This is a genomic window from Amycolatopsis pigmentata (genome assembly GCF_042684065.1).
Lineage (GTDB): Bacteria > Actinomycetota > Actinomycetes > Mycobacteriales > Pseudonocardiaceae > Amycolatopsis_E > Amycolatopsis_E pigmentata.
In genome coordinates this window covers 609,331-633,314 of record NZ_JBHUKR010000004.1, presented here as the reverse complement: position 1 = coordinate 633,314, position 23,984 = coordinate 609,331, and the positions used below count along the sequence as shown (strand labels likewise).

The following is a 23,984-nucleotide window of genomic DNA, read 5'->3' as shown; positions in this document are numbered from 1 at the left end:
GAGAGGCAACACCAAAATTCGAAGTCGGCGGAGGAAGGCGGCGAGGGCGGTCGTGGCTGAGGCATGGACGGCGAAGGGGGCTGCCACCCGGTCCCGCATCATCGACGCGGCGGCAGCGCTGATCTACGAGCGCGGTCTCGCCTCGGTCGGGATCAACGACGTGCGGGCGGCGACCTCGACCAGTCACGGGCAGGTCTTCCATTACTTTCCCGACGGCCGGACCGAACTGCTGCGGGCCGTGGTGGAGCGTCAGACCCGCCGGGCACTGGACGACCAGCGTCCCGAACTCGACGCTCTCGATTCCTGGGAATCCTGGCAGGCATGGCGCTCTCGCCTGCTGGCGGTGTATTCGGCGCGCGGTGCCGTCGGCGGCTGCCCGCTGGGTTCGCTCGCCGCCCAGATGGCCGAGAGCGATCCGGAAGCGGCACGACTGATCAGCGCTGGGTTCGACACCTGGCTCGCTCACTTCGAACGCGGACTCGAAACCATGCGCCGCGACGGCAACCTGACAGCCACCACCGACGTGCCCGCTCTCGCGCGTTCGATCCTCGCACTGGTACAAGGCGGTTTCGTGCTCATGCAGGCGTCGCGGTCGGTCGAGAAGTTGTCGCAGGCACTGGACACCGCGTTGCTTCTGCTGGAAAACGCCGGCGCCGCCGGATAAAGGCAACTCACGTTTGTGCCGGACCGGTCCCGCGCAGCGAGGACTCGTCCTCACTTTGCGTTCCAAGGGCACGTTCATCATCGACCGGGACAACAGGGCGGATCACCCGGCACCGACGAGAACGACGGCGTAATTACTCTGACGTGCCGCGCCCGACGCCTCTGAGTGAACCGTCACCAAATCGTGGCGCGAACGGAGGGGCTTCGGCCCGCTGACACGCACGCGCGCGTCAGGCTTGCTGTTCGGGCGAAGATCACTCGGCTGAATTGGTGATCATCGTCGGCTACGTGCCTTCCAGCCGATTTTCCGAACATGGAGCATCACATTTGGTCATCAGTCACCACAACGACACTCTTGTGATCTTCGAAAAGGAGTTTCAGATGCGTCTGGGCATCTCTCGTGTCGCCCTGATCCCTGTCGCGCTCGCACTTGGCGCTTTTGGCGCAGCAACGCTGCCCGCCACCGCACAAGCTGCCGAGCCGGGTCTGGACCTGCTCGGCGTGTCGTCGTCGGCCGCGGCGCCCACCACCCCGCTGTTCCCCGTCCACTCCGACGGTGCCGACACCCGGGCGCTGAGCGTGACCGTGACCAGCTGTAGCGAGAGCGACCTGCAAGCCGCGATCGGTGCCGTCGCCACTGTGGGAGGCACGGTCGATCTCAGGCCCGGTTGTACCTACATCCTCACCGACGCCGTACCACCCAATGACGACAACGGACTGCCCGTCATCACGAACACCGTCACGATCAACGGAGCCGGCGACACCATTACCCGGGCCGCGACCGCCGCCAATTTTCGTTTTTTCGAAGTCGACGGCCCCAATGGAAACCTCCGGCTCAACACTCTGAGCCTCAGTAATGGGCACGCGTCGGGTGGCCTTGGAAACGGACGTGGCGGCGCCATCTGGCTCAGTGGCAGCGGTCCCATGCTGGCGCTGACCAGCACCACCCTCACCGGCAACACCGCCGACAGCTTCGGCGGGGCCATCGACAACGACAACGGCACGGTGACGGCGACCGCCAGCAGGCTCAGCGACAACACGGCAAGTGCCGGCGGCGCCGTGTTCGTCAGTCCGTTCGGTGGAGGTGGCAGGGCGACCTTCAACGCCGGCACCATCACCGGCAACCACGCGCGCGTCCTCGCCGGCGGGATCGCCGCCGCCGTAGGCACCACAGTGGCGCTGACCGCCACCCAAGTCATCGGCAACAACGTCACCGGCACCAACCCGCAGGGCGGCGGCATAGCGCAAGCCGGAACCATGTCCCTCACCAGTAGTCCCGTCCTCGGCAACAGCGCCAACGGTACAAATGCGCAGGGTGGCGGAATCTTCAACACGGTCGGCACAGTGCGGCTCGTCAGCAGCCCGATCGTGGGCAACACCGTCAACGGCACGAACGCCCGTGGTGGTGGAATCTTCAATACCGGGGGCGGCACGGCGACCCTCCTCAGTAGCCCGGTAACGAACAACCAGGCATTGGGAACGGGCGCGAACGGTGGCGGAATCTTCAATGCCAGCGGCACGGTGACCCTGACCGCCAGCCCCGTCGTCGGAAACCAGCCGAACAATTGTGGGTCCCCGAGCACCGTACCCGGCTGTTTCTGACCTCGGTACCTGATGGTGTAACCAGTCTCGGTCGAACATTTGAATATCGGCTCGCCACGAGCCTGTGGACGATCGAGACCCGGCACGAAACGCCGGGCGATCCTTACGGACTCGCCCGGCGTTTCGCCTGCGACGGCGATCGCTCGAGTCCCGTGCGCCGGCTCTCAAAACCGGTGGGTTCCGCCTCCCGTCATCTCTCGCCGCCCCGACTACCGTCCGGCGAGCTTGGCGACGACCGGGGCGAAGGTGTCGGCGAAGTCGGCGCCGAAGACGAAATAGGAGAAGCCGCTCTCCTCCCGTCGCCGCTGGATTTCCTCGGCGGCCGCCGTGGGATCTTCCGGGAGTGTGGTCAGCGAGTCCGCCGCGCGAACCGCGGCGGGGTCGGTGTCGGGAGGCGCCATGAACGGCGCGATCCTGTCGCCGGCAACGGAAACGGCGACCGCGAGCTCGGCATCGCGGACAGCGCGGAAGTCGCGTGCCAGCCGCGTGACTTCGGCGCGAGGCTCATCCGGCATCTGCACGAAGGTGACCGTGTCGGCGACCTCGGCCGCCAGCGCCCGGGCCTTCGGCCCGCGCACGGCCATCGCCACCGGCGTGTGAGCCTCGGCGCCGTCGAGATCTCGCAGCGCCCGGACGGTCTCCCGTATCCGGGCCAGCCGCTCGTCCGGCGGGACGTCGGGCATGCCCTTTTCGCGAAGCTCGTCCCCGATTCCCGGTCTGCCGGTGCCGATGCCCAACTCGAAGCGACCGCCGGTGAGCTTCGACAGCGAGTGCGCCTCCCACGCCGTCATCCAGGCCGGGCGCAGCGGGGAGGCATACACCCAGGTACCCACGCGCAGGTCGGTCAGGGCCGCGGCGGTGGCCAGCGTGGGGCCGGGCGCCGGTTGCAGCTGCGGGAAATCCGGCATCAGCAGCGTCGAATAGCCGCTGTCGGCGATGCGGCGGACCTGGTCCCGCCACGTCGGCAGGTCGGTCGTGAGCGGGGCGACCACCCCGAATCGAAACGGTCTCGTCATGCCCGGATTCCTCTCCCGCGTTCGGCCTTCCCACCTCCTGGGGAAGATCCACGATCATCTTCTTCGGTTCATCCGGAGATAGTGACAAGGGATCCACCCGAAACTCATCGGCGGGGCCGAGATCGCGGTCGCGGGTGTCAGAACCCGCGGAAGATGCCGTCTTCGCCTACGGAACTCGTGAAGTCCGCCCAGTCCATGTTCGCCAGGTTGATGTTGTTCTCCACGCTCCACAGCGCCGAGGGCACTACTCGAAACGGCTGGTGTTCGCGTTGGTCGCCGTCATGGCGTGAGAAAACCCAGACGGCCAGGATGGGATGCTCGGCGCTGGTGAGGGTCGTTTCGTCCGCGAGGAAGGACACGAACGGGCCGACCGTCTGTTTCGCCTTCAGTGCTTCGATGCCCAGGCCTTCCCACTCCGGATCATCGACCGGAGTGACATTCGCCAGAAACCCGTCCTCGCTGGGTGTGCGAGCCTCCCGCAGCAGCGACTCCCAGGCGCCGTCATCGCCGAACCACGTACGGACAAGGACTGCGCTTCTTAACGCTGTCATGCGCGAACCATAGCGCCGGCATGCGCTCATCGGCATGACAGCGCGCGGGGCCGCACCCGCTGAAAGGCGGGTGCGGCCGAGCGCATGGCATCCCGGTTCAGCGTGGGCAGTCCAGGAGTTCCAACGAGGTCTGCAGTCGCTGCGTCAGAAACTCCGCCAGCGTCACGCCCTCCTCGGGCGAGGCGGCTCGCGTGAAGAGGTGGCGGTCGGCGGCCAGCCGGGCCGTTGCGATGGTGTTCAGGTTCGTGCAGTACGCCTGCGGTGTGTCGGTGACGGTGTTGACCGGGGGCTGGTCGACACCCGCTCGGTACAGGTTGGTCTTGGACACGCTCGGCTTCCCGTCGACCTGGGTCATCGGGTCGCTGATCGGCGCCAGGGCGACGGGAGCGCCTTGGTGCGCGGCGGCCTGCAGTTCATCAAGAGCGAGCGACGTGCCGGGCGCGCCACCGAGGGTCAGATCGGGCGCGGTGAACGGGGCGCACCCTAGTGCGGGATCGATGAACGCATCCAGAAGCCGGTTGTCACTACCGTTGACGAGTTTGGTGCCCTTCGGCGCGCCCGGCGCGCCGGCCTGGGCCGTCCGGCCGTCGGAGGTCGCGACATAGGTGCTCGTGACGTTGTCGCTCTGGTCCTGGTCGACGACGCTGAAGTCGCGCACGGTCGGGCAAGTCCGGCCGTCCTTGGCGACACCCAGTGGCGGGATCGTCAGCCGGCCCTTGTCGATGGCCGCGTTGGCGGCGTTGAAGAAGGCGGGGGCACCGCAGTAGCCGAACTGGCCGAACGGGGATCCGGGGGCGCCGTTGACGCAGGCTCCGTCATTGAGCGCGGTTCCCTCACCGGACAGGGTGAGGGTGGCGCCGTTGAACCCGAACCAGACGCCGACCACAGCGCCTGCGGGCAACGCGGGCATGACCGGAGGGGCGGCGGGCTCGGTGCCGCGGTCGATCACGAGTGGCTGGTAGACAGACAATTTACCCGTCGCCGGATCGATGATCGTGGCCTCGACGAACGCCGACTGCGCGTCGTTCGCCTCATGGCAGGAGCTACCGCGCTTGGTGCCGCTCAGGACGTACGGCGTGGCCAGGCCCTGTGCCGTGAGTGGATTGGCCGGAACGGTCAGTGTGCAGTCGGTGTTCAGGTCTGGCGCGGCGGGTGGCCGCTCACGCTTCCGCGGTTTGCCATCCCGGGTTTCCGGGGCCTGCGTCCGCGTGCCTGGCGTCGCCGAAGCGCTTGCCGAGGTCGGTGCCGCGGCCCGCGAGGTGGCATGCCGCGCACTCGTGTCGGCCGCCGTGGTCACGTTTTCCGCCACGCCCTGCTGTGCCGTCAACTTCACTCCGCCCACGGATGCGGCAAGCAGAACGGCGAGCACGAACGTGCCGAGCAGAGTGCGGCGGCGAGTGGGCTTGGGCGCCCGGTGCCGCCCAGGTCGAGTTGGCAAGGGACTTTCTCCTTGAGGACGTGCTTGCGGGATCTTTTCCCGTTCCCCCAGCCGAACGGTGGGGGACGCTAGCACGAATAACGGAGCAATAACAGGCCTATAACTTGATCCAAAATAGACAGATGTGATCTTCGGTTCGTCGACCGATCTTTTTGGACCCCAGGGTGAAAGATCACTGACCCAAAGTCACAGCTCTGTCGTCGATCGCGACTTCCCTGTAGGTTCCCTCGCATTACCGGTTCGAGATATATTTGTGATCTTTGAGGTGCTTCCATGAATTCGGCCGCGTACCTGAACGCGCTCGAGTCCCCGCACGACGCAGGGGTGCACGACGTCGCGGCGCTTTCGGCGCGTGCCGCGTTCGTGTTCCTGTGCCTTGGCTTGTGCTGGGGGATCTTCACCAGCACGGGTTGGCTCCACCGGCTCACGGGAAGGCAGGCCACCCGAAGTAGCCATCTGGTGCTCGTCACGATGGCGCTGGCCTTCGCGACTTTGCACGCGGCGGCGTTCCTGCTGATGCGGGACACCCACGTCGGAATACCGCAACTGGCTGTCCCGTTTCTCTCGGGTGGTTACGGCGTGGCGGCCGGCATCATGTCGCTCGAACTCATGCTGACCGTCACCGCCGCCACGGTGATCCGCCGGCTGCTGAGCCACCGCCGCTGGCTGTGGCTGCATCGCTTCGGTTATCCGGCCGTGGCACTGGGTGTGCTGCACAGCTTCATCGGCGCGTTCGTCGACGACCATCTGCGGGCCTTCTGGATGTTCGGCGTGATCCTGACGGTGCCCGCCGCGCTGATGGCAGGCCTGCGGTTTCTGCCGGTCGGGTTGCTCACCGGCGTGCGGCTGCTGGAGGTGCGGCGGTGAGCAAGCACAGGGTGGCCATCACGGTGGACAACTATCGCTGTCACCGCTATGGCCTGTGCGAGGTGGAGGCACCCGAGGTGTTTCGGCTGACGGCCGACGGCCGCCTGGCCTACCGGGCGCAGCCGTCGTTGTGGAGCCGCGAAGATGTGCTCATGGCGGCCCGCAACTGTCCGATGCAGGCCATTCACGTGGAGACACCATGAGCGGGCGGAGGGAACGCGTCGTTGTCGCCGGTGCCGGTCTCGCGGGTCTGCGGGCCGCGGAACGCCTTCGTGAGCTCGGCTTCACCGGCGAGCTCGTCATGGTCGGCGTGGAAAAACACCGACCGTACCATCGGCCCGCCCTGTCGAAGCAGTTCCTGGCCGGCGATCTGCGCGGTCGTGACCTGACCTTCGCGAGCTACGTCGAACTCGACGCCGTGTGGCGTCTCGGCGAAGCCGTGCGCAGGCTCGACCCACGACGGCGGCTCGTGCAGATCGGGCGTGGGAAACCGCTGCGCTACGACGGCCTGGTCATCGCGACCGGCGTCCGGACCCGGCGGACCGCGGACGCGCCACGCGACGCCCGGGTGCTCACGCTGCGCACGCTCGACGACGCCGAGAAGCTCCAGCGTCTGCTCCGCGCCGACGACCGCCCTTGCGTGATCATCGGTGGTGGATTCACCGGATCCGAACTCGCCTCGACCTTGGCCGAACAGGGACGAGACGTCGTGCTGGCATCTCGATCCGGAAAACTGGTCAGCGCGCTGGGACCGGAGTCCGGCGATGCCGTGCGCCGGCTCCATGAGGACCACGGTGTCCGGGTCTGGCTCGACACGACGGTGCGGCACTGGGTACCCGGTGACGGCGGGATCGGCCTGTATTTCACCAACGGGCAGTTCGTCGTCGCGGGGTCGGTGGTGCTGGCTGTCGGCGGTGAACCGGATACCGCGTGGCTCACCGGGTCGGGTGCCGACATCAGCGAGGGCGTCCTGTGCGAGCGCACCTGTCATGTCTCCGGCCTGGCGGACGTGGTGGCGGCGGGCGATGTCGCTCGGTGGCCCGTGCGCCCGGGGTATCCGCCCCGCCGCGTCGAACACTGGCTCAACGCGGTGGAGATGGGACGGGCGGCGGCGCGCAACCTGCTCTCCGGCCGGCCGGCCGCGATTCCGTTCGAGCCCTTGCCCCGGTTCTGGTCAGAGCACTACGGCGAGCGCTTCCAGGCCGTGGGTTTCGTCGATCCGGGAGGACCCCGGATCTCTCTCGAAGGTGATCTGGCCAATGGCCCGGGCGTGCTCGGCTACTTCGAGCACGGGGAACTCGCGGGAGTTGTCGCGCGGGAGAACCCGCGCGGGGTGCTGCGCTGGACGCCCAAGCTGAATCACCGGCTCGCGAGACGGGGAGGCAGGCACCGGCTGCCCGAACCACTCACGGCGTGACCGGCCCTGACCGCACCGGAGGCTGACCGTCCACTTTGGACTCCACGAAGGACGCGAGCCGCCCGAGGGTGTCGAAGATGTCGCCGTTGATCTCGTTGAGCTCGATCTCGATCCCGAACCGTTTCCGCAAGGCGACGATGAGCTTGACGACGGTGAGCGAATTGAGCTCAGGAAGATTGCCGTGTAGTCCCGTCTCCGGCCCGAGGTCCTCGGCCTGGTCCTTGAGGTTCAGCGTGACCACCACGATGGCCTTGACCTCGTCGAAAATCGCTTGCGAAATCTCTGGCGAGCGAGTCATACGTATTCTCCTCATCGGTCGTACAGGCCCGGCGACTCGGTCACGCGGGCTCCTGAGGGCGGGAGGCGGCGAGTTCGTGGCGAAGGACCGCCCGGTCGAATTTGCCGTTCGGCGAGTGGGGCAAGGCGCTGCGGACCATCACCTCGGCGGGCACCATGTAGCCGGGCAGTTCTTGCCGCAGGCGCGCGGTCACCGCGGCCGGATCGAAGCCGGCGGGATCGCGGGGGGTCACGACGAGGACGACCCGGTGGCCGAGCGCCTCGTCCTCGAGGCCGAGCGCTACGGCGTCGTGGACCAGCCCGGTCTCGTAGGCCACTTCCTCGATCTCTTGCGGGCTGACCCGATACCCCGATGTCTTGATCATGTCGTCGCGCCGTCCGACGAAGTACAGGAAGCCCTCCTCGTCGCGGACAACGACGTCGCCGGACCAGACTGCCAGCTCCGGGGTGGACAGCTCGACCGGACGGTTCGGCGGCGGCCGGAACCGCTCGGCCGTTCGGTGCGCGTCGTTCCAGTAGCCCAAGGCGACGAGCGGACCTCGGTGTACCAGCTCACCCGGCTCACCCGGACCACACAGGTCGCCGTCCTCCCGGACTACGAGGATCTCGGCGTTCGGGATGGCCCGGCCGATCGAATCCGGCCGACGGTCGACCTCCCGCGGATCGAGGTAGGTAGAGCGGAAAGCCTCGGTGAGGCCGTACATCAGGTACGGCGCCGCGGCCGGAAAGATCGTTCGCAGCCGTTGCAGGGTGACGCGGGGGAGGCGCCCTCCGGTGTTCGCGAAATAGCGCATCCCGGCCACGGCCTCGGATGGCCACGTCTGAGCCGCGAGTTGGATCCACAGCGGCGGTACACCGACCATCCCGCTGATGTGGTGCTTCGCGCACAGCCGGACGACATCTCCCGGCAGCAGGTAGTCGGCGAGCACCACATGGGCACCGGCGAAGAAGCCAGTAGTCAACTGGCTCAGTCCGGCGTCGAAGCTCAACGGAAGAACCGCGAGGATCCGGTCTTCCGCCGTGTTGTTCAGGTAAGTGCTGACACTCTCCGCGCCGACGACCAGGTTGCGGTGCGACAGCACAACGCCCTTCGGAGCCCCCGTGCTCCCCGACGTGTAGAGGATCGCGGCCATGTCCGTGTCGACACCACTCGGTGGAGGACACAGCGCCTGGCTTGCGCGCTCGGCGATCTCCGGCCAGGAATGCACGCGGTAAGGGGCCTCCTTGTCCTCACCAGGCGAGTCACCCAGCACCAGGACGTGGGAGAGTGACTTGCAGGCGGCGAGTTCGGCGCGCAGGGCCCGGAGCCGGTCCGTGGAGGTCACCATGACCCGCACGGCGCAGTCATCGAGAATGTGCCTCACTTGTCTGGGCCGCAGCACGGGATTGACCGGGACGAACACACCACCGGCCCGCGAGCACGCGAACAGCGCCACGACCGTTTCGATTCTCTTGTCCAGAAAGACCGCGACGCGCTCACCGCGATCGAGTCCGAGATCGTGCAGGCCCGCGGCCACTCGCTCCGTCCGGTCGTACAGATCCGCGTAGGAGATCGTGGTCTTTCGCGCGGTCAAGGCCGGCGCGCCGGGGGAGCGTTGGGCGGACCTGGCGAGGAGGTCGGGCAACCGGGTGATCATCGTCATCCGGCGCCGACCTCGACGGTCGGCGAGCAGTCGGCCAGGCGAACCGGGTCGGCCATCCCGACCAGGACCTCGCGCGGTCCGGTGAAGGGCTCCCTGCTGTGTGCGCTGCGGATGTTGTCGACGAGCATCAGATCGCCGGCCTGCCAGGGCTCCCGCGTGGTTTTGGCCTCGTACACCTCGTTGAGCAGCCGCACGACGTCTTCGCCGATCGGGTCGCCGTCGCCGAAGCGGGTGGTGAACGGCAGTCCCTCGGCACCGTAGGTGTCCACCAGGAACTCGCGCACCTCGGGGTCGAGCGTCCACTCGTTGAGGAAGGCGATCTGGTTGAACCAGCACTGTCGGCCCGTGACCGGGTGACGCACCACCGCGCTGCGGCGCTGCCGGGTGTGTAGCCCTCCGTCGGGTCTCCACTCGAAGTCGATGGCATTGGCGCGGCAGTAGTTCTCGACCGCGCTACGGTCCTCGGTGCCGAAAGCCTGGGTGAGCGACGCGCCGATCTCGTCGTTGTAGTTGCGGACCAGCATCCAGCCCTCCCGCTCGAGCCGTTCGACGAGGTCATCGGGCAGCGCGTCGAGCACGGCCGTCGAATCCGCCACACCGGTCTCCCCGCCCGTGTCGGGCGCGGACAGGCACGCGAACAACATCACGCCGGGAAACTCGAGCCGGTAGCTCAGTTCGTGGTGCATGCACATCGGCTGGTTCGGTGGCCACTTCGACGAGGAGTACACGCCCTCGGTGTAGGTCTGCCGCTCCGCGAACGCCTCCCGGTCGATCATCAGGCCCGCGGGGGCCAGCCCACGGAACACCGCGGCGACCTCGGTCGGGTCGCGCGCCCCGAGACCGCGGACCAGGGCCGCACCGTGCTCGGCGACGACGGCACGCAAGGCATCGTGGTGCGCGGCCGCCCAGCCCGGTCCGTCGCCGGTGGCATCGACTCGCAGCATCGGCACCCTGCCGAGCTGCAGGTCCACATCCATCAGCAGCGACGAGGACGACATCTGGATCTCCCTTCGGTTCCGGCAAGAGGAGGACCTCAGCCGTTCGAGGCGTGCTCGCGGTGCGGTAGCTCCGTCAGGCGGGCGAGGGCCGGGTGCTCGTGCATCTCTGTGGCGGGGTTTCCGCTCCACTGTGCGTCCGGTGGCATTTCCTCGCCCTTCATGAGGAAGGAACTGGTGCCGAGCACCGCGCCGTCGCCCATCGTCACGCCATAGTGGACGAAGGCGCCGACCCCGAGGGTGCAGCCGGCACCGATGGAGATGCGGTCCGACTTGAATCCGCCGTCCTCCTGCGAGTGGCACTGGACGATGGTGTCCGCGTTGAGGGTGCAGTCGTCGCCGATCGTGGTGAACGTCCGCTCGGGCACGCGGAGACCGTCGTCGAAGACCCGGCGGCCGATCCGCATACCCAGCAGCCGCCAGATCACATTCTTGATCGGGGTGCCGTTGAAGGCGAGAACGTAGGTCAGGGAACTCAGTTTCCAGAAGCGTTCGTGCCGCCAGAAGGCGCGGTCGTAGATCGAGCAACCCCGTGGCACCAACGCCTGCAGCCGCCGGATCAGCCGGTCGATCATGACGTTGTAGGCGACGGTGAAGACGACGACGCCGGCGGTGGCCAGCCCGACCGCGAGTGCGAGCGAACCGAGGGAGTTCAAGAGGTTCACGGCGGCCATGTAGACCACGGTGACGGAGAAGAAGAAGGTCCAGCGCACCAACACGAACAGCGCCATGCTCCTGGTGTTGTAGATGTTCTTGGCGACAAGGCCGCGGCGCAGCTCGTGCGCGCTCGCCGCGTTGAGTTGCTGGTCGCGCTTGACCGACCGTGGGATTTCGAAGCTTGGTGAGCCCAGCAGGCCCACGCCTTCCCGCACCTGTCCATCGAGGGGAACCATCAGCTTCGTCGCGAGGAGGCAGTTGTCGCGCGCCTTGCTCTGCGCGGGGTAGGCGATCATGTTCCCGAGGAAGTTTTCCGCCCCGATCGACGCGCGGGACAGGCGGAAGGACGTGTTCGAGAAATCGGCATTGATGATGGACAGCCCGTCCGCGACCATCGTCCCGCTACCGGCCGCGCTGAGGAACGGGCTGTCGTGCTTGACCATTTCGCCGAAGTTCGAACCGGTCTGCCGCACTCCGCGAAGGTCGTACCCGAGCCAGCGCAGATAGTGGACGATGCAGGAGGTGCCGCCGAACAGAGTCGTGAAGAACCTGACGTTGGTCGTGCGAGAGATCGCGCGATGGATCCAGTAGTGGAATCCGTACAGCGGATAGACCTTGTCCGGCTTGATGAAGAGGTTCAGCACGCGCGGAACCGTTCCCACGGACACGAGGCCGACGAGCGCGGCGCCGAAGAAGAGCACGGCGGAGACGATCAGCGTGTCACGGTAGAACGACCAGCTCGTGAGGGACACCGGTGCCGAGTCCACCAGGGGGGCGAGCGCCGGGACCCGCTGGACCGCGAGAAACGCGGTGCCGAACAGCAGCGGCGTACCCAGCAGGAGCAGGGTCACCAACTGCACGGCCGCGTAGCCAGCCCGTCGTCCTGTGCCCATGTCGCGCGCTCCGACCGCCAGCGGGTCCGTCTCGGCCCGCTTCGCCGGGGAGCCGTGCCAGCGCTCCCCGGCGGGCACGGTCTGGCCCGTGTGCAGCGCGGACGAGTGCCCGAGCTGGGCCCCGTCACCCAGCGAGGTCCAGATGTCGAGCACCGTCAACTCGCCGACGAGCGCGTCCTTGCCGATGCTCACCGCACCCGTCTGGATGATGCCGTCGTGGGCTCGGTAGCCGTTGAAGAACGAGTCCTTCCGGATCACCGCACCGTCGCCGATGGTGAGCAGGTCGGTGCACACGGGCAGGTTTCTGGAGAGGACGACGGCGCCGCGCCCGATCTTCGCACCCAGTGCCCTCAGGTAGAGCGAGTAGAGCGGTGAACCGACGAACAGCACCATCGGGTTCCGCTGGATCAGGGTTTTGACGAGCCAGAAGCGGACGTAGGCCATGCTCCAGACACGGATCTCCTGAGGCTTCCACCGGCCGATGAACACCCACTTGACGACGATCGGAAGGGTGCACAGAGCGACGAACATCGCGCCACCGAAAGCTACCGAACGCAGGTAGACGTCGGCCAGGCCGGGGCTCGCCGAGACCCAGTTGAGGCCTGTCACCCAGGCGGCCGCGGTCAGGGCGGGATAGCCGAGGAGGAACAGGAGCTGCAACACACCGCAGAGGACGTACTCACCGTTACGGGCTTTCCTGTGCGGCTCAAGGGGAGCCGCTGGGGATACCGGCTCCGAGGCCGGTGCGGGTTCGACGTCCGCTGTGGTGTTGGTGAGGGCTGTTGCGAGGGTTCGGATTGTCGGGTGTTTGTAGATGTCGGGCATGGAGATTGAGGGCAGGTCGGGGCGTTTGCGTACTCGTGCGCAGAATCGGGCCATGACCATGGAGTCGGCGCCGAGGTCGTTGAAGAAGTGGCTGTCGGCGGTGATGTGGTTGGTGCCGACGATGTCGGTGAGCACCTCGGTGAAGAGTCGCTCGCGTTCGGCGAGCGCGGCCGAAGGGGGAGCCGGCTTTGCGATCAAGACGCCGTAAGAGTTTCCCATTTGTGAACCTTTGGAATCAGCGGGCGGGGTGATCGACCGAGCTCCCACCCATGATCAATTATTCCCTCCCGGCCTGAACCGGAGAATCACTCTCTCCATCGGTACGCCAGTGCTCCACGAATCGATATCCAGACCCCGTGGAGCCCGACCCGAAACCTCACGTTGGACGTGGTCGAACGCCCCAGCGTGATACGGGAGGATCGACGCCGGCTACCAACAGGGCACCTTGGGTTGGTGCGTAAATCCAGGCTACTTGCGGCCGAGGCGCGGCTGTCAAGCGCTCTGGCGCGGTAATTGCCGGGCCGGTCAATCCCGCGCACAGAACAGCCGGCGCTCGGGGACAATTTGTGCACCACCCCGCTAATTGGATTGTTTCCACCCACGGTGGGAACGAGGGATTCGGGGAGCCGGGCCGTCGCGGCGCCGGGTGTCACCGCCGAGAGCCGCCGCTGGCCGTGCGCTCGAAAATCCGAGGTAGTGGATCTTCCCCGCACACGAGATCGCCGAGCGTGAGCATCGCCTCCGTGGTCGCGGTGCCCCGTCCTTGTCCGTTCGCGGGACCCCGATTGCGCCATTGGGAGGAATCGGAAATGTCAGGGTGCCGACCCTGATGTGTCCGGCGCCCGAGCGCCGAAAGACTACGACGAACACATTCTTGCTGTCTTGCGCACCTGCTCGCAAATTCCTTACGAGCGACCTTGTCGGAGCACCGAGAGGAGACGTCATGACGCCGGCGATTCGCGACAGTTCGCCCTACAGCCGGGAAGCGACATCGATGCAAGGGGTCCACACGATCCTCGCCACGCCCCAGTGGTACGTCAATTCCCAGCTTTCCGGCCTGCTCGACGACGACGCGAACGCGCTGCGCAAGGTGAGGGTGCCGCTCAAACCGGACGGCCCGCTGTTCTTGACCGGTACGGTGTCCGAACTGTCGGTCCGCGTGTGCGTGCCCGGTTCGGTGGGCAAAGTGGCTTTCGTGGTGGGGTTCGACAGCGGCACGATGGACTACCGGGACCTCACGGGGGACCCTTCGACGGCCCTGCGATGCGACATCGCCGGACTACGGACGAGCTTCCTGGTCGATCTGGCCAAGGCAGGCGTCTCGGACCTCACCACGCTGCCGCCAGCCGTTCGCCGGCGCGCCGGCGCGCTGGCGAAGTCGTTCCAGGGCGCCTTCACGATTCAACGGCTGTTCCTGGACCTGGCGAACGCCGACCTCACCGCCTTCGACCCGGACGGCACGAAGTTCCCCAGCACCATGCCCAGCAGTGCCGTGGCCATGTTCCCTGCCTATCTGACGCTTTATCTGGACGAGATCCGCAAGGCCGACGGGCACGTGCTGGGTTACACCGTCACGGTGCCCGAGTGGAAGGACCCGACGCCCAGCTTTCCGCCCCGCAGCATCGACTTCGTGACCAACGAGTACCGCGACGGCACCGGCAAGATCGAGGGCCGGGACATGGACAGCATCCTGTACCTCATGATGACCGGGACGGCGAAGCTCCCGGACAACCTGACGCCGTGGTGGGGCGACTTCATCCAGCCCTCCGACGGCGCGATAGGTGCCCCCGTCGCCCGCTACGGCACCATCGCCATGGCCAGAAAGCTGTTCCTCGACGATTACCTGCTGCCGCGCCTCGCGCCGCTGGTGTGCGGGTACTGGAAACTCGAGGACAACGACGGCAGCCTGGACCTCGCGCTGTCCGCCGTCACGTCGGGTGAGCTGACGTCCAAAGCGGACGGTGGCGTCTTCTCCTACGGTCCGGTGAGCGCGAAGTCCCATCAGACCAACACGTTCAGCAACGACGACATCGTGTTCACGATGGCCTGGCAGGTGTCGCTGAGGTTCATCCCCGGCACGGCCACGATCCGGATCGAGCGGACGGTCGACTGCACACTGGACTACACACACTGGTTCGGCGTGGAAAACCACGCGATCAGCAGCAGTTTCACCGTCCGGTACCGGGTTCCGGTGACGATTCTGGTCAACATCATCGGGGCGGTCGACGGCGTCCTCAAGGTGTCCGCCGAGGTCGAACTGCCCCCGCCCGACCCCGGCGACGTCCTGGGCAAGTTGCCCTACGCGTCGTGCCTCATCGGCAGCATAGACGGGGGTGCGCTGTTGGAACCGCTCATCGAACAGTGCGACCGCGCGGTCAGCGACGCCATCGACAAGGCCTACGCCGAGGCCCTGCCGGCTCAGATCACGACCACGCTCGCGCAGCAGATCAACGTCGCGCCGTTCGTGTTTCCGGGCGGTGGACAGCTTTCCATGGTCGAACCGGCCTTCAACAACCAGGGCGACCTGCTCATGGGTACGTCGGCGAAGTCCTGATTCCCGTCCACCGCAAGCGAAAGGCATGCTGTGAAGACCACGGCGCAGTCCCAGCTCATGACCAACCACCTACCGGGAAACGTGCTGCCCGCCCAGCGCCGGGTGCGCACCGCCTACTCGAAGACGCACTCGCCACTGTTGTTCTCCCTCGACGCCGAGCACCGGTTATGGCTGACCAGACCCGACGGCGGCAGTACCACCGGGTGGGCGCGGCTGGACCTCACGCACCACCTGGCGAAGCTTCCCGACCTCGGCGAGGATGCCGATGTCCGGTCGTTCAGCGTGTCCCAGGACGTCGACGGCAGTTTGCGAATGATCGTCGCCGCGGCCACGCCCGGTGGTGACGCCCACGTGTATGTCAGCGCGCCGCTGGCCAACAGCGAGGCGGCCGACGAGTGGGCCACGTTGCCGGACAAGCTGACCCGGCACGCCGTGCTGCCCGGCCTCGACATCGTGGACGTCCTGATGAGCGACGGGCCGGGGGAGACGCCGTTCGCCGTCGTCGCGGGCAAGGACACCACCGGGCAGGTGCGCTACCATCAGATCAACCCGGATCCCGCGGGCACGTGGTCGTCGATGCCGTTGCCGCTGCCGGAGAACGCGACCTCCGTGCTCGGTGTCGCCGTCGGGCACCACCCGAAGCAGGGCCGTGGCGTGTATTCCCTGCTGCAACTGGCCGACGTGCGGTCGCTGATCTTCAGCACGCTGCCCAAGATCGAGGGCAGTCACGCCGTGATCCAGACCGTCGAACTGGACCTGCCGAAGGACCTGAACCCGCGGTCGCTGGCCACCCTGCCCGACGACAAGGGCCGTACGGCGCTCTACGTCGGCGGCGATGGCATCTACCACTTCTCCGTGCAGGCACAGGCGACCTCCCACCTGGCCGGCGAACCGCTCGTGGCCGGCACGGCCGTCAAGGGTGTGCGGGATCTGATCGTCGCCTCCGACCAGACCGGTGGCCGGCTGGGCGTGTGGGCGCTGGACGAGCGGGATGCCTTGGTACACCTGGAAGGCACGCAAGACGGGGACACCTACCAGTGGCAGCCGCCGGTCATGATCGACAACGAGGTCGCCGCGCTGTCGGCGTATCTGGCCACGCCGGCCGACAAGGACACCGTGGGCGCCGCGATGGCCGTCGGCGGCTCGGACGGCTCGTTCCGGCTGGTGGTGCGGCAACCCCAGACGCAACTGTGGCAGCCGCAGACCGTCTCGCTGCACACGACGTCGGCAGCCCTGACCATCCAGTCCTACACCACGCGCCTCGCGGTGGCCGACGACCATGGCAGCCCGGTCGCGTCGGCGAAGGTCACCATCGAACCGGAACGGGACTGCGCGGCACTGGTCAACGGCCGTTACTACGCGCTGCGCACCGGCGTGGCCAAATCCGCCGTCACGGACCAGTTCGGTGTGCTGACGGTTGTCCTGGAGACCTCGGATCTGACGGTTCCCCCGCTCACGTTCCAGGTGGAGCAGGACCAGTCGCTCCGGGTCGATCCTGGCACCGACGCCAAGGCGGCCCTGCGTGCGGTGGTCTCCGGCAAGCAGATCGCCACTGCCGTGCGCAGTGACGACAGGCCGCTGTTCCCCACGCCACCGGACCAGCTCACCTGTGACGCGGCGGCCGCGGCCACGGCCCAGCTGATGGTGGCGCATGACGACCTGGCGGCCCGAGCCGCGGGGAATCCGGGCATGACCACGGCCGCGCCGGTGAACCTGGTCCGGGGCACCGACGGCACCTGGCAGGTGCCGCCCGCCGGATACGTGCGGACGCAGGACGCGCCGGACTGGTTGCATGTCGCGGCCGGTGAGCTGATCGCTGCGGTCAACGCGGGCGTCGACGCCGTGGAGTCGCTGACCCTCAACCTGGCCGAGGGCGCCTGGGAACTGCTGGTGAAAATCGGCGGCTTCGCCCTGCGCTGCGTGCTGAACGCCGCGCACCACGCGCTCGCGGCGATCGACTGGGTGCTGGAGCACACCCTCGGCCTCAGCCTGGCGGAACTCGTCGCGTGGCTCGGTTTCGCCTTCGACTGGGACGACATGCTGGCCAACCACCGGGTGGTCACCAAGCTCGTGAGGCTGTCGTTCGACGAGGCGATCCGCCGGATGACCGCCGCCAAGAAGACCATCGACGACAGGTTCAAGGAGGTGCGCGACAAGTTCGTCGACGGCCATCTGGTCGTGGACCGCTCGTCGGACATCTTCGCCGCGCGCGTGGGCCCGGATGCCGGCGACTCGCTGCCCGGCTACCGGACCACGGTGGGTGACTCGCCGCAGGCCAATTGGGCGGAGCACCAGTTCGTGACGAACCTGGACGCGGCGACGTCCGACCCGTTCCTGCCGGGTGACTTCGGCAAGGTGCTCGTCGGCCTGACCACCACGGAGATCGGCATCCTGATGCAGGCCGGTGAGCAGCTCAAGAAGCTGTTCACCGACGTGCCCACCGGCCGGCCCCTGTCGGACCTGTTCGAAGGTCTCTTCGAGGTTCTCGCCCTCACCGTGGTCAACAGCGCGGAGAACGTCACCCTCATCGCCGTTGACCTGGGTATCCAGATGGTGGCCGCGATCCGCGACGCGTTGAGCGGACGGTGGGACGTCCCCGTGCTGACCCCGCTGTACGAGGAGATCATCTGTAAGGGTGACGGCAGCAAGCTGACCCTGCTGGACCTGGTGGTCCTGCTCGCCACGATCCCGGCGACGGTGATCGGTAAGGGCGTCACCAAGCGGAACCTGTTCAGCAAGGCGGAGATCGACGCCGCGGACGGCGCGCACGACTGGGAAACGCTGATCCGCGCGTTGTCGGAGCCGGCCCCGAAGCTCCTGCTCACCGCGCAGGAGGGCACCGTACCGTTGACGGCGCAGGTGCTCCAGGTGATCAGCGGCTGCCTGCGCCTGGTCAGCGCCAAACTCGGCGCCGTCAAGGACGCCCTCGACGTGTCGACCGAGGACAGGACCGCGTCGAGCGCGAAACTCGGCCGCCCGAAGCTCGCCTGCGACTGGATCCTCTACACGGTCGGCCTGGCCTCCGCGAGCCTGCTGCTGCCCCGGGATTCGACCGACCGGCAGAACCTGGATCTGGCGATCACCGTCATGGGCGGCATCCCACCAGCCCTGGACACCGCGCGGCAGATCCGCAACCTCATGTCCAGCGGCGGGGGCGGGAGCGCGTTCATCACGCTCGATCTGGGCGACGTTCCTTCCCTGAACAGCTCGGACACGCTCGAAGTGGCGTCCGGCGAAATCGGCTTCAACGACGTCACCCGGTACGTCGAGGTGGCCTACGGTGCGGTAGTCGCCGTCCTGGCCGTCGTGTCGGCGGTTCTGCAGGGAAATGAGGCGACACCGTCGCAGCTGACCCTCGGGCAGCACGCCGCGCTGCTGCTGGTCAAGGAAATGCAGAACGTCCTCGGTGCCTTCGCTTCGATCTTCGCGTTCGGCCTGGCCATCCCGACCAGGACGGACCCGGAGGCCGCTCCGGTGATCGTCGGCATCCGTGACAGCTGCTCGGTGAACCGCAGCTATCTGCAGTTCGGCAGAAGCGTCGCGCAGCTGCGTCTGGGCGTGGTCGACCTGGAGGGAATCGTCCCGTGACGGGCTTACCCGGCGCCCCTCGGCCGGCGACGCGCAGTGATCGTGCGCGCGGATTCCCCGCCGGCCAGGCCCAGCTCAGGTGAACACCTTGGGCAGCTGGCCACGACTGGTGATCGCCAGTTTGCGGTAGGCGCGCGCCAGATGGGTCTCCACGGTCTTGGCCGTGATGAACAGGGCCTGGGCGATCTGACGGTTGCTCAGGCCGCGCGACGCGAGGAGCGCGACCCGGCTTTCCGCCGGGGTCAGCGCGTCGACGCCGGTCACCACCGTCCTTCGTGGACGGATGCCGAGCGCGTGCAGTTCGGTGCGGACACGTTCGGCCAGTGGACGGGCCTGGGCTTGCTCGGCGATGGCCAGCGCCTGCCGCAGTGGTCGCCGGCAGGCCGTGTCACCGGACCGGCGCAGTGCCGTCCCGAGGTCGGCCAGTGCACGCGCGTGTTCCAGCGCGGCCGGGGAACGGCCGAGGGTGGCGGTGCTTTCGGTCAACGCCGTGATGTCGGTCGGACGGGCGACCAGGCCGACGACACGCTGTGCCGTGCCGATGGCTTGCGGGATCCGGACCGCGCGCGCCCGGTCGAGGGCGGCCGCCGCGAGGAACTGGGCCTGGTCATGGTCGCCGGCGTGGCGGGCGGCGAGTGCCGCCGTCGTGCGCCACGGCAACAGTCCCGGATGGTCGATGCCGTAGAACTCGCGCAGCCGCCGGCCGGCCGTGATGGCCAGGTCCAGCGCGGTCGCGCTGTCGCCCCGCGCGAGGGCGAGCTGGGCTCGCACGTGGGCGGCGAGCGCGGCCTCCATGGAGTCCGGCGGCCGGTCGTCGGCCTGGCGCAGGATCTGGTGCGCGACGGCCAGGTCACCGTGTTCGACGTAGATCTGGGCGGCCAGCCAGCCGTTCCAGCCGCCGGCGGACTTCCAGCCGACCGTGTAGGGCAGTTGCGCCGCTTCCAGGTCGGCCAGCGCCGCGGTCAACCGGCCGCACCGCAACCGGGCCAGAGCCCGGTGGTAGCTGGCATAGCCGCAGGCCAGGATGTCACCGCGGCGGCCGGCCGCGGTCAGTGCCGCGTCGGCGGCCCGCTCGGCGGCGGCAAGCTCGCCCACGATGATCAGGGCGTGCACGACCAGCGCCATAAGCGCGCCGGAGCCGCCGCCGGGTTCCAGAACCGGATCGTCGGTCAGCGCGTACTCGGCCGACGCCAGTACCCGCGCGGGGGGCTCGCCGGCCAGGGCGAGGCGCAGCGTCACGTGGGCGGCCAAGCCGCGGCTGGCCGGCTGCGGGTCCAGGGACAGGTGTCGTTCGGCGCGCTCGCGGGTCGCCGGATGGAACATGGTCGTCGTCAGGTAGCCGGCGAGGACGTCCTGCCACTCCGGGCCGCCCGGTTCGAACAACTCCAGCGCGGCCTCCCACGCGCCGACCGCGCCGTCCGGGTCGTCGAGTCCTTTGTGGACCTGAGCGAGCAGGGTGAGCGCATGGGCGCGCAGGGAGCGGTCGGCCGGGTCAAGGAGGTCCAGACCTTTCGTCAGCGAAGCCAGAGCCGCCGGATTGCCGGCCAGGAGCTGGGCGCGGGCCAGGGCGACGAACAGCCCGCCGCGCGTGTCCACCGGCGGTGGTTCGGCCAGGGCACGGGTCAGCAGGCGGGCCGCGGAGGCGGGATCGCCCCGGCGCAGTGCCGTGTCGGCCGCGTCCCGCAGCACCTCGGCTACCCGCGGATCGCCCTCCGGTTCCACGACCAGCAGGTGCCCCGCCACCTGGTCGGTCCCGGCCCCGTCGGCGGACAGCAGGTCGGCGGCTCGCCGGTGGGCGCGGGACCGGGCGAACGCCGGCAGGTCGGCGTGCACGGCGGCACCGATCAGCGGATGGGTGAAGGTCAGCGGATTGCCCGGCCGCACAAGACATGCCGTGGCCAACCGGTCGGCGGCGCGCTCCGCGGCGACGAGGTCCAGACCAGCGTGCGCGGCCACCCTGGACAGCGGTGTGCCGTCGCCGAGCACCGCGATCGACGTTGCCAGCGTGACCGTGTCGCCGGGCAACTGGGCCAGCCGCGCGAGCACCGAGCGCAGCACCGCGCCGGGCACCAGGTCGGCGATCGTGCTCGGCCGTGGTGTCTCGCCCTCGGCCTGTAAGGAGCGCAGTAGTTCGCCGACCAGGAACGGGTTACCACCGGTGGCGTAGTCGACCGCGTCGACGAGTGCGTTGTCGGGAGCGGGGAAAGTCTTCGCCACCAGGTGGCCCACTGCAGTCCTGGTCAGCGGGGCCGGCCGGAGCAGAGTCGCCCGCGGGTGGGTGAGCAGTAGCGTCGGAGCCTCGGCGCCGTCGCGGACCGAGACCACCAGCATCAGCGGCAGGGTGGGAGCCCGGTCGGCGAGCATGGCCAAGAAGCGCAGCGATACCGCGTCCGCCCACTGCGCGTCGTCCACGGCCACCAACAGCGGTGCCGACCCGGCCAGATTGGCCGCCAGCCAACACAGGCCGAGCAGCAGTGAATCCGGTGCCGGGTGCGGGGCCTGGTCGAGGACCAGCGAAGCGGCGGCGATCGCCGGCCCGGCCAGCAACCCGGCCCGTTCGTCCGGACCAGCGGCGGCGATCGGTGGTGCGAGCAGTTCGACCGCCACACCCAAGGCGATCTCCCGTTCCAGTTGCCGGCCGCGGCCGGCCAGCACCCGCATTCCCGTCACGTGGGCATGCTCGGCGGCTGCGCCGAGCAACCCGGTCTTTCCTATTCCCGGCGGGCCCGCGATGATCACCAGGCCGCCCTCACCGGCGCCGGCCGCCGTCATGGCCGACTCCAGCACCGCCATCTCCCCGCCCCGCTCCAGCAGCACTCTGCCACGGTAAACCCCTTCAACTCCAACGAGTCGCCGTTTACCGCCTTCGCACATCGAGGCGCCCGGTGGGTGGCGTTCGCGTCAGCGGCCGCCCTCGCTCGCTGTAGGCATCTGACTTGTGTCGAGAACAGCCTGTTCCCGTCATGGCACTCAGCTGTAGAGGGCGAGCGCGCCGTTCCAGAGGGCGCCGGGGTTGAGCAGTTCGGGAAAGCGCCCGACCATGGCGTCGAAGAAGCCGAGCGGGGTCTCGTGCTGGGGCAGCAGTTCGCTGACGGTGTCCAGGTACGCGCGGGTCTGTGAGATGGTGCGGCGGGCGTCGTCGTCGAGTTCCTTGTTCTTGTGGCCGGCCACGACGAAGCGAGGCCGCAGGGCTTCGACAGTCTCGATCGCCGCGCGCCATGCTTTGAGGCCGCCGTCCTTGGCCTCGACGAGGAACTGGTGGACGCCGTTGTAGAGGACATCGCCGGCGATCACGAGGTCCAGGTCGGGCACGTGCAATACGCTGGTCTCGTCCGTGTCGGTGTGGCCGACCTCGACGATGCGCAGTTCGTGACCTTCGAGTTCGAATCGGTTGCCCGCCGGCGTCGTGGCGGTGACAGGCGTATCCGGAATCTGACCGGGAAAGAAGCGATCCCAGAAGCCTTCGCGGATGGCGACGTTGTGCCGCATCTGCTCGATGGTGCCGGCGGAGGCGACCACCTCGGCTCCGAAGCGGTCGGCGAGCAGGCCGGCGGTGAACCAGTGGTCGCCGTGACCGTGCGTGGCGAAGATATGGGTGAGGTTCTTACCGGTTGCGTGAACCCAGGAGGCGACCTCTTCGGCCTGGCCCCGGGTCAACGGTGGATCGACGAGTACCGCGTCGCGTTCGCTGTGGAGCAGCGTGACCGACAGGGGCGAGAACATCCGCCGATCACCGTTGGGCACCGGTTCGCTGACGTCGAGCGGAATGGGATCCGCGATGAAGGTCTGATAGTCGATGGTCATGAACTCCACGCTCCTTGCGCCGCGCCAGGCGGTCTGACTTCGCAACACCAAAGCTAGCACACCGACTGGTATCGAAGTCCGGTTAGGACGATGGGAGGGAACGGCGGCCGGGCAACCACCGCAGGCCGACCGTGCGGGCATGGCCGGCATCGTTGGGCGCGGAACGGATTCAACGGTCGCGTGGATGTCGGCGCCGACCTTTTCACGGTTCGCCGGCCAACACCCCACTGCGTTTCGGTGTCTCGACTATCAGCGAGGTCTCCACCGAAACGGCCCTGGCCGACCATGGCGACCGGGTAACGCAGTCGTGCAGTGTGCGCATGTCCGCGACGACGAGTTGGGCGGCGAGTTGGTACTCACCCATCGTGGCGGCGGCATACCGGACGAAGGGTGACACCGCGAGTCCCTCTCCGATGGCGTCGACGTCACGCGGTCGAGCGCGAATCCACAGCATCGCTTCCACCGGCAGGCCGATCAGCCGAGGCTCGATGACCGCCCGCACTACCGCTCGACCGTTGCCGCGCAGGGACTGAACGCGGCGCCGCGCGGTGGGTTCCGACACGCCCGCGAATCGCGCCAGCGCCTCGTAGGACGTCCGCCCGTCCTTGCGCAACGCGTCCAGGATCGTCTGTTCCTCGCGGGTCAGCGCAGGCAGGCCGGCGATACCGGTGCGGAAACTGGCCGGCAGCGACGGGTCGGTGACCGCGGCGGTCTCGCTCTCCGTGATGAGTCCGGGCTGCCATTCGTGGACTCCGCGGTAGTACCTCGTGATCGGGTCGGTCCGGACATCGACAACACCCGGCGTGGCGCTGATCTCGTCGAGCGCGAGAGCGGCGAGCCGGTGCTGCGGGTAGAAGATCTCCGCGAAACAGTCGGGCGGACCGGTCACCAAACAACACGACGTGCTGTCGGGCCGGCGCGCGAGAGCGGAGCCGACTGGACGCGCCATGCCGGCGGCGCATCGGACCCGGACGATCATCCCCTCGCCATGCGGGGACGCGGCGACGACCGTGACCGTACCCGAGGCCAGCAGCGCGTGGCCGTGACGGGCGATCGTCCGCTCGGGTTCACCGAGCGCTGCCGCGATCTGTCGCCACGAAGCCCGGCCGTCCACTTGGAGCGCACCGACGATACGTCGGTCCAGGGCGCTCAATGGCGTCCGCGGTTCGAGCAT

General features: G+C 68.0%; 17 protein-coding genes. 7 read left to right on the top strand and 10 right to left on the bottom strand.

Translation table 11 applies throughout. The annotated features are described in order from the left end of the window. Positions 1–52: 52 nt before the first annotated feature. Both ACFSXZ_RS04730 and ACFSXZ_RS04725 read left to right on the top strand, forming a co-directional pair. Positions 53–664, top strand: a complete 612-nt coding sequence (locus ACFSXZ_RS04730) for a TetR/AcrR family transcriptional regulator (protein WP_378261588.1) — start codon at positions 53–55, stop codon at positions 662–664. 269 nt (positions 665–933) lie between these two features. Continuing rightward, positions 934–2,265 carry a hypothetical protein gene (locus tag ACFSXZ_RS04725; protein WP_378261586.1) on the top strand — a complete coding sequence of 444 codons (1,332 nt, stop codon included), beginning with the start codon at positions 934–936 and terminating at the stop codon, positions 2,263–2,265. A 209-nt stretch (positions 2,266–2,474) separates the two neighbouring features. Here the strand turns inward: ACFSXZ_RS04725 and ACFSXZ_RS04720 are convergent, their stop codons facing one another. From ACFSXZ_RS04720 to ACFSXZ_RS04710, 3 genes are all read right to left on the bottom strand, one after another. Beyond that, entirely contained in the window at positions 2,475–3,281 is an 807-nt protein-coding gene (locus tag ACFSXZ_RS04720) for an LLM class flavin-dependent oxidoreductase (protein WP_378261584.1), read from the bottom strand. A gap of 137 nt (positions 3,282–3,418) precedes the next feature. After that, entirely contained in the window at positions 3,419–3,832 is a 414-nt protein-coding gene (locus tag ACFSXZ_RS04715; protein WP_378261582.1) for a DUF6924 domain-containing protein, read from the bottom strand. 97 nt (positions 3,833–3,929) lie between these two features. Beyond that, positions 3,930–5,270, bottom strand: a complete 1,341-nt coding sequence (locus ACFSXZ_RS04710) for a hypothetical protein (RefSeq protein WP_378261580.1) — start codon at positions 5,268–5,270, stop codon at positions 3,930–3,932. Positions 5,271–5,543: 273 nt separating this feature from the next. Between ACFSXZ_RS04710 and ACFSXZ_RS04705 the strand changes: the two genes are divergently transcribed. From ACFSXZ_RS04705 to ACFSXZ_RS04695, 3 genes are read left to right on the top strand one after another with little or no spacing between them, the layout of a single operon-like run. Next, positions 5,544–6,137 carry a hypothetical protein gene (locus tag ACFSXZ_RS04705; protein WP_378261578.1) on the top strand — a complete coding sequence of 198 codons (594 nt, stop codon included), beginning with the start codon at positions 5,544–5,546 and terminating at the stop codon, positions 6,135–6,137. Next, the gene (locus ACFSXZ_RS04700; RefSeq protein ID WP_378261576.1) at positions 6,134–6,340 is read left to right on the top strand and encodes a ferredoxin; all 207 of its coding nucleotides are present in this window, start codon (positions 6,134–6,136) and stop codon (positions 6,338–6,340) included. The genes ACFSXZ_RS04705 and ACFSXZ_RS04700 overlap by 4 nt, the downstream gene beginning before the upstream one ends. Next, the gene (locus tag ACFSXZ_RS04695) at positions 6,337–7,554 is read left to right on the top strand and encodes an NAD(P)/FAD-dependent oxidoreductase (RefSeq protein ID WP_378261574.1); all 1,218 of its coding nucleotides are present in this window, start codon (positions 6,337–6,339) and stop codon (positions 7,552–7,554) included. The genes ACFSXZ_RS04700 and ACFSXZ_RS04695 overlap by 4 nt, the downstream gene beginning before the upstream one ends. Here ACFSXZ_RS04695 and ACFSXZ_RS04690 read toward each other — a convergent pair. Genes ACFSXZ_RS04690 through ACFSXZ_RS04675 form a run of 4 tightly spaced genes read right to left on the bottom strand, consistent with a single transcriptional unit; the run spans position 7,544 to position 13,083 of the window. After that, positions 7,544–7,852, bottom strand: coding sequence for an acyl carrier protein (locus ACFSXZ_RS04690; RefSeq protein WP_378261572.1), 309 nt, complete (start codon positions 7,850–7,852; stop codon positions 7,544–7,546). The two genes, ACFSXZ_RS04695 and ACFSXZ_RS04690, sit on opposite strands and share 11 nt — an antisense overlap. Positions 7,853–7,892: 40 nt before the next feature. Then, entirely contained in the window at positions 7,893–9,494 is a 1,602-nt protein-coding gene (locus ACFSXZ_RS04685) for an acyl-CoA ligase (AMP-forming), exosortase A system-associated (RefSeq protein ID WP_378261570.1), read from the bottom strand. Further along, the gene (locus ACFSXZ_RS04680; RefSeq protein ID WP_378261568.1) at positions 9,491–10,492 is read right to left on the bottom strand and encodes a TauD/TfdA family dioxygenase; all 1,002 of its coding nucleotides are present in this window, start codon (positions 10,490–10,492) and stop codon (positions 9,491–9,493) included. Before ACFSXZ_RS04680 ends, ACFSXZ_RS04685 begins: the two co-directional genes overlap by 4 nt. Before the next feature lie 35 nt (positions 10,493–10,527). After that, complete coding sequence (locus ACFSXZ_RS04675; protein ID WP_378261566.1) at positions 10,528–13,083, bottom strand: Pls/PosA family non-ribosomal peptide synthetase; 2,556 nt, start codon at positions 13,081–13,083, stop codon at positions 10,528–10,530. A gap of 724 nt (positions 13,084–13,807) precedes the next feature. Between ACFSXZ_RS04675 and ACFSXZ_RS04670 the strand changes: the two genes are divergently transcribed. Together ACFSXZ_RS04670 and ACFSXZ_RS04665 are read left to right on the top strand one after the other, a co-directional pair. Next, positions 13,808–15,418, top strand: coding sequence for a hypothetical protein (locus ACFSXZ_RS04670; protein ID WP_378261564.1), 1,611 nt, complete (start codon positions 13,808–13,810; stop codon positions 15,416–15,418). A gap of 30 nt (positions 15,419–15,448) precedes the next feature. Then, positions 15,449–19,006, top strand: a complete 3,558-nt coding sequence (locus tag ACFSXZ_RS04665; RefSeq protein ID WP_378261562.1) for a hypothetical protein — start codon at positions 15,449–15,451, stop codon at positions 19,004–19,006. Positions 19,007–19,081: 75 nt separating this feature from the next. Here ACFSXZ_RS04665 and ACFSXZ_RS04660 read toward each other — a convergent pair whose 3' ends face one another. The 3 genes from ACFSXZ_RS04660 to ACFSXZ_RS04650 all read right to left on the bottom strand — a co-directional run bounded on the left by ACFSXZ_RS04660 (position 19,082) and on the right by ACFSXZ_RS04650 (position 23,984). Then, positions 19,082–21,823 (bottom strand): ATP-binding protein, encoded by a 2,742-nt coding sequence (locus tag ACFSXZ_RS04660; RefSeq protein ID WP_378261560.1) that lies wholly within the window; start codon positions 21,821–21,823, stop codon positions 19,082–19,084. Between the two features lie 153 nt (positions 21,824–21,976). Continuing rightward, positions 21,977–22,810 carry an MBL fold metallo-hydrolase gene (locus ACFSXZ_RS04655; RefSeq protein WP_378261559.1) on the bottom strand — a complete coding sequence of 278 codons (834 nt, stop codon included), beginning with the start codon at positions 22,808–22,810 and terminating at the stop codon, positions 21,977–21,979. Between the two features lie 202 nt (positions 22,811–23,012). After that, positions 23,013–23,984, bottom strand: coding sequence for an Lrp/AsnC family transcriptional regulator (locus tag ACFSXZ_RS04650; protein ID WP_378261557.1), 972 nt, complete (start codon positions 23,982–23,984; stop codon positions 23,013–23,015).

Coding starts and splice junctions, on each gene's coding strand:
- ACFSXZ_RS04720 (WP_378261584.1), bottom strand. CDS start 3,281: ATGACGAGACCGTTTCGATTCGGGGTGGTCGCCCCGCTCACGACCGAC.
- ACFSXZ_RS04715 (WP_378261582.1), bottom strand. CDS start 3,832: ATGACAGCGTTAAGAAGCGCAGTCCTTGTCCGTACGTGGTTCGGCGAT.
- ACFSXZ_RS04705 (WP_378261578.1), top strand. CDS start 5,544: ATGAATTCGGCCGCGTACCTGAACGCGCTCGAGTCCCCGCACGACGCA.
- ACFSXZ_RS04695 (WP_378261574.1), top strand. CDS start 6,337: ATGAGCGGGCGGAGGGAACGCGTCGTTGTCGCCGGTGCCGGTCTCGCG.
- ACFSXZ_RS04690 (WP_378261572.1), bottom strand. CDS start 7,852: ATGACTCGCTCGCCAGAGATTTCGCAAGCGATTTTCGACGAGGTCAAG.
- ACFSXZ_RS04685 (WP_378261570.1), bottom strand. CDS start 9,494: ATGACGATGATCACCCGGTTGCCCGACCTCCTCGCCAGGTCCGCCCAA.
- ACFSXZ_RS04680 (WP_378261568.1), bottom strand. CDS start 10,492: ATGTCGTCCTCGTCGCTGCTGATGGATGTGGACCTGCAGCTCGGCAGG.
- ACFSXZ_RS04675 (WP_378261566.1), bottom strand. CDS start 13,083: ATGGGAAACTCTTACGGCGTCTTGATCGCAAAGCCGGCTCCCCCTTCG.
- ACFSXZ_RS04670 (WP_378261564.1), top strand. CDS start 13,808: ATGACGCCGGCGATTCGCGACAGTTCGCCCTACAGCCGGGAAGCGACA.
- ACFSXZ_RS04655 (WP_378261559.1), bottom strand. CDS start 22,810: ATGACCATCGACTATCAGACCTTCATCGCGGATCCCATTCCGCTCGAC.
- ACFSXZ_RS04650 (WP_378261557.1), bottom strand. CDS start 23,984: ATGCTCGAACCGCGGACGCCATTGAGCGCCCTGGACCGACGTATCGTC.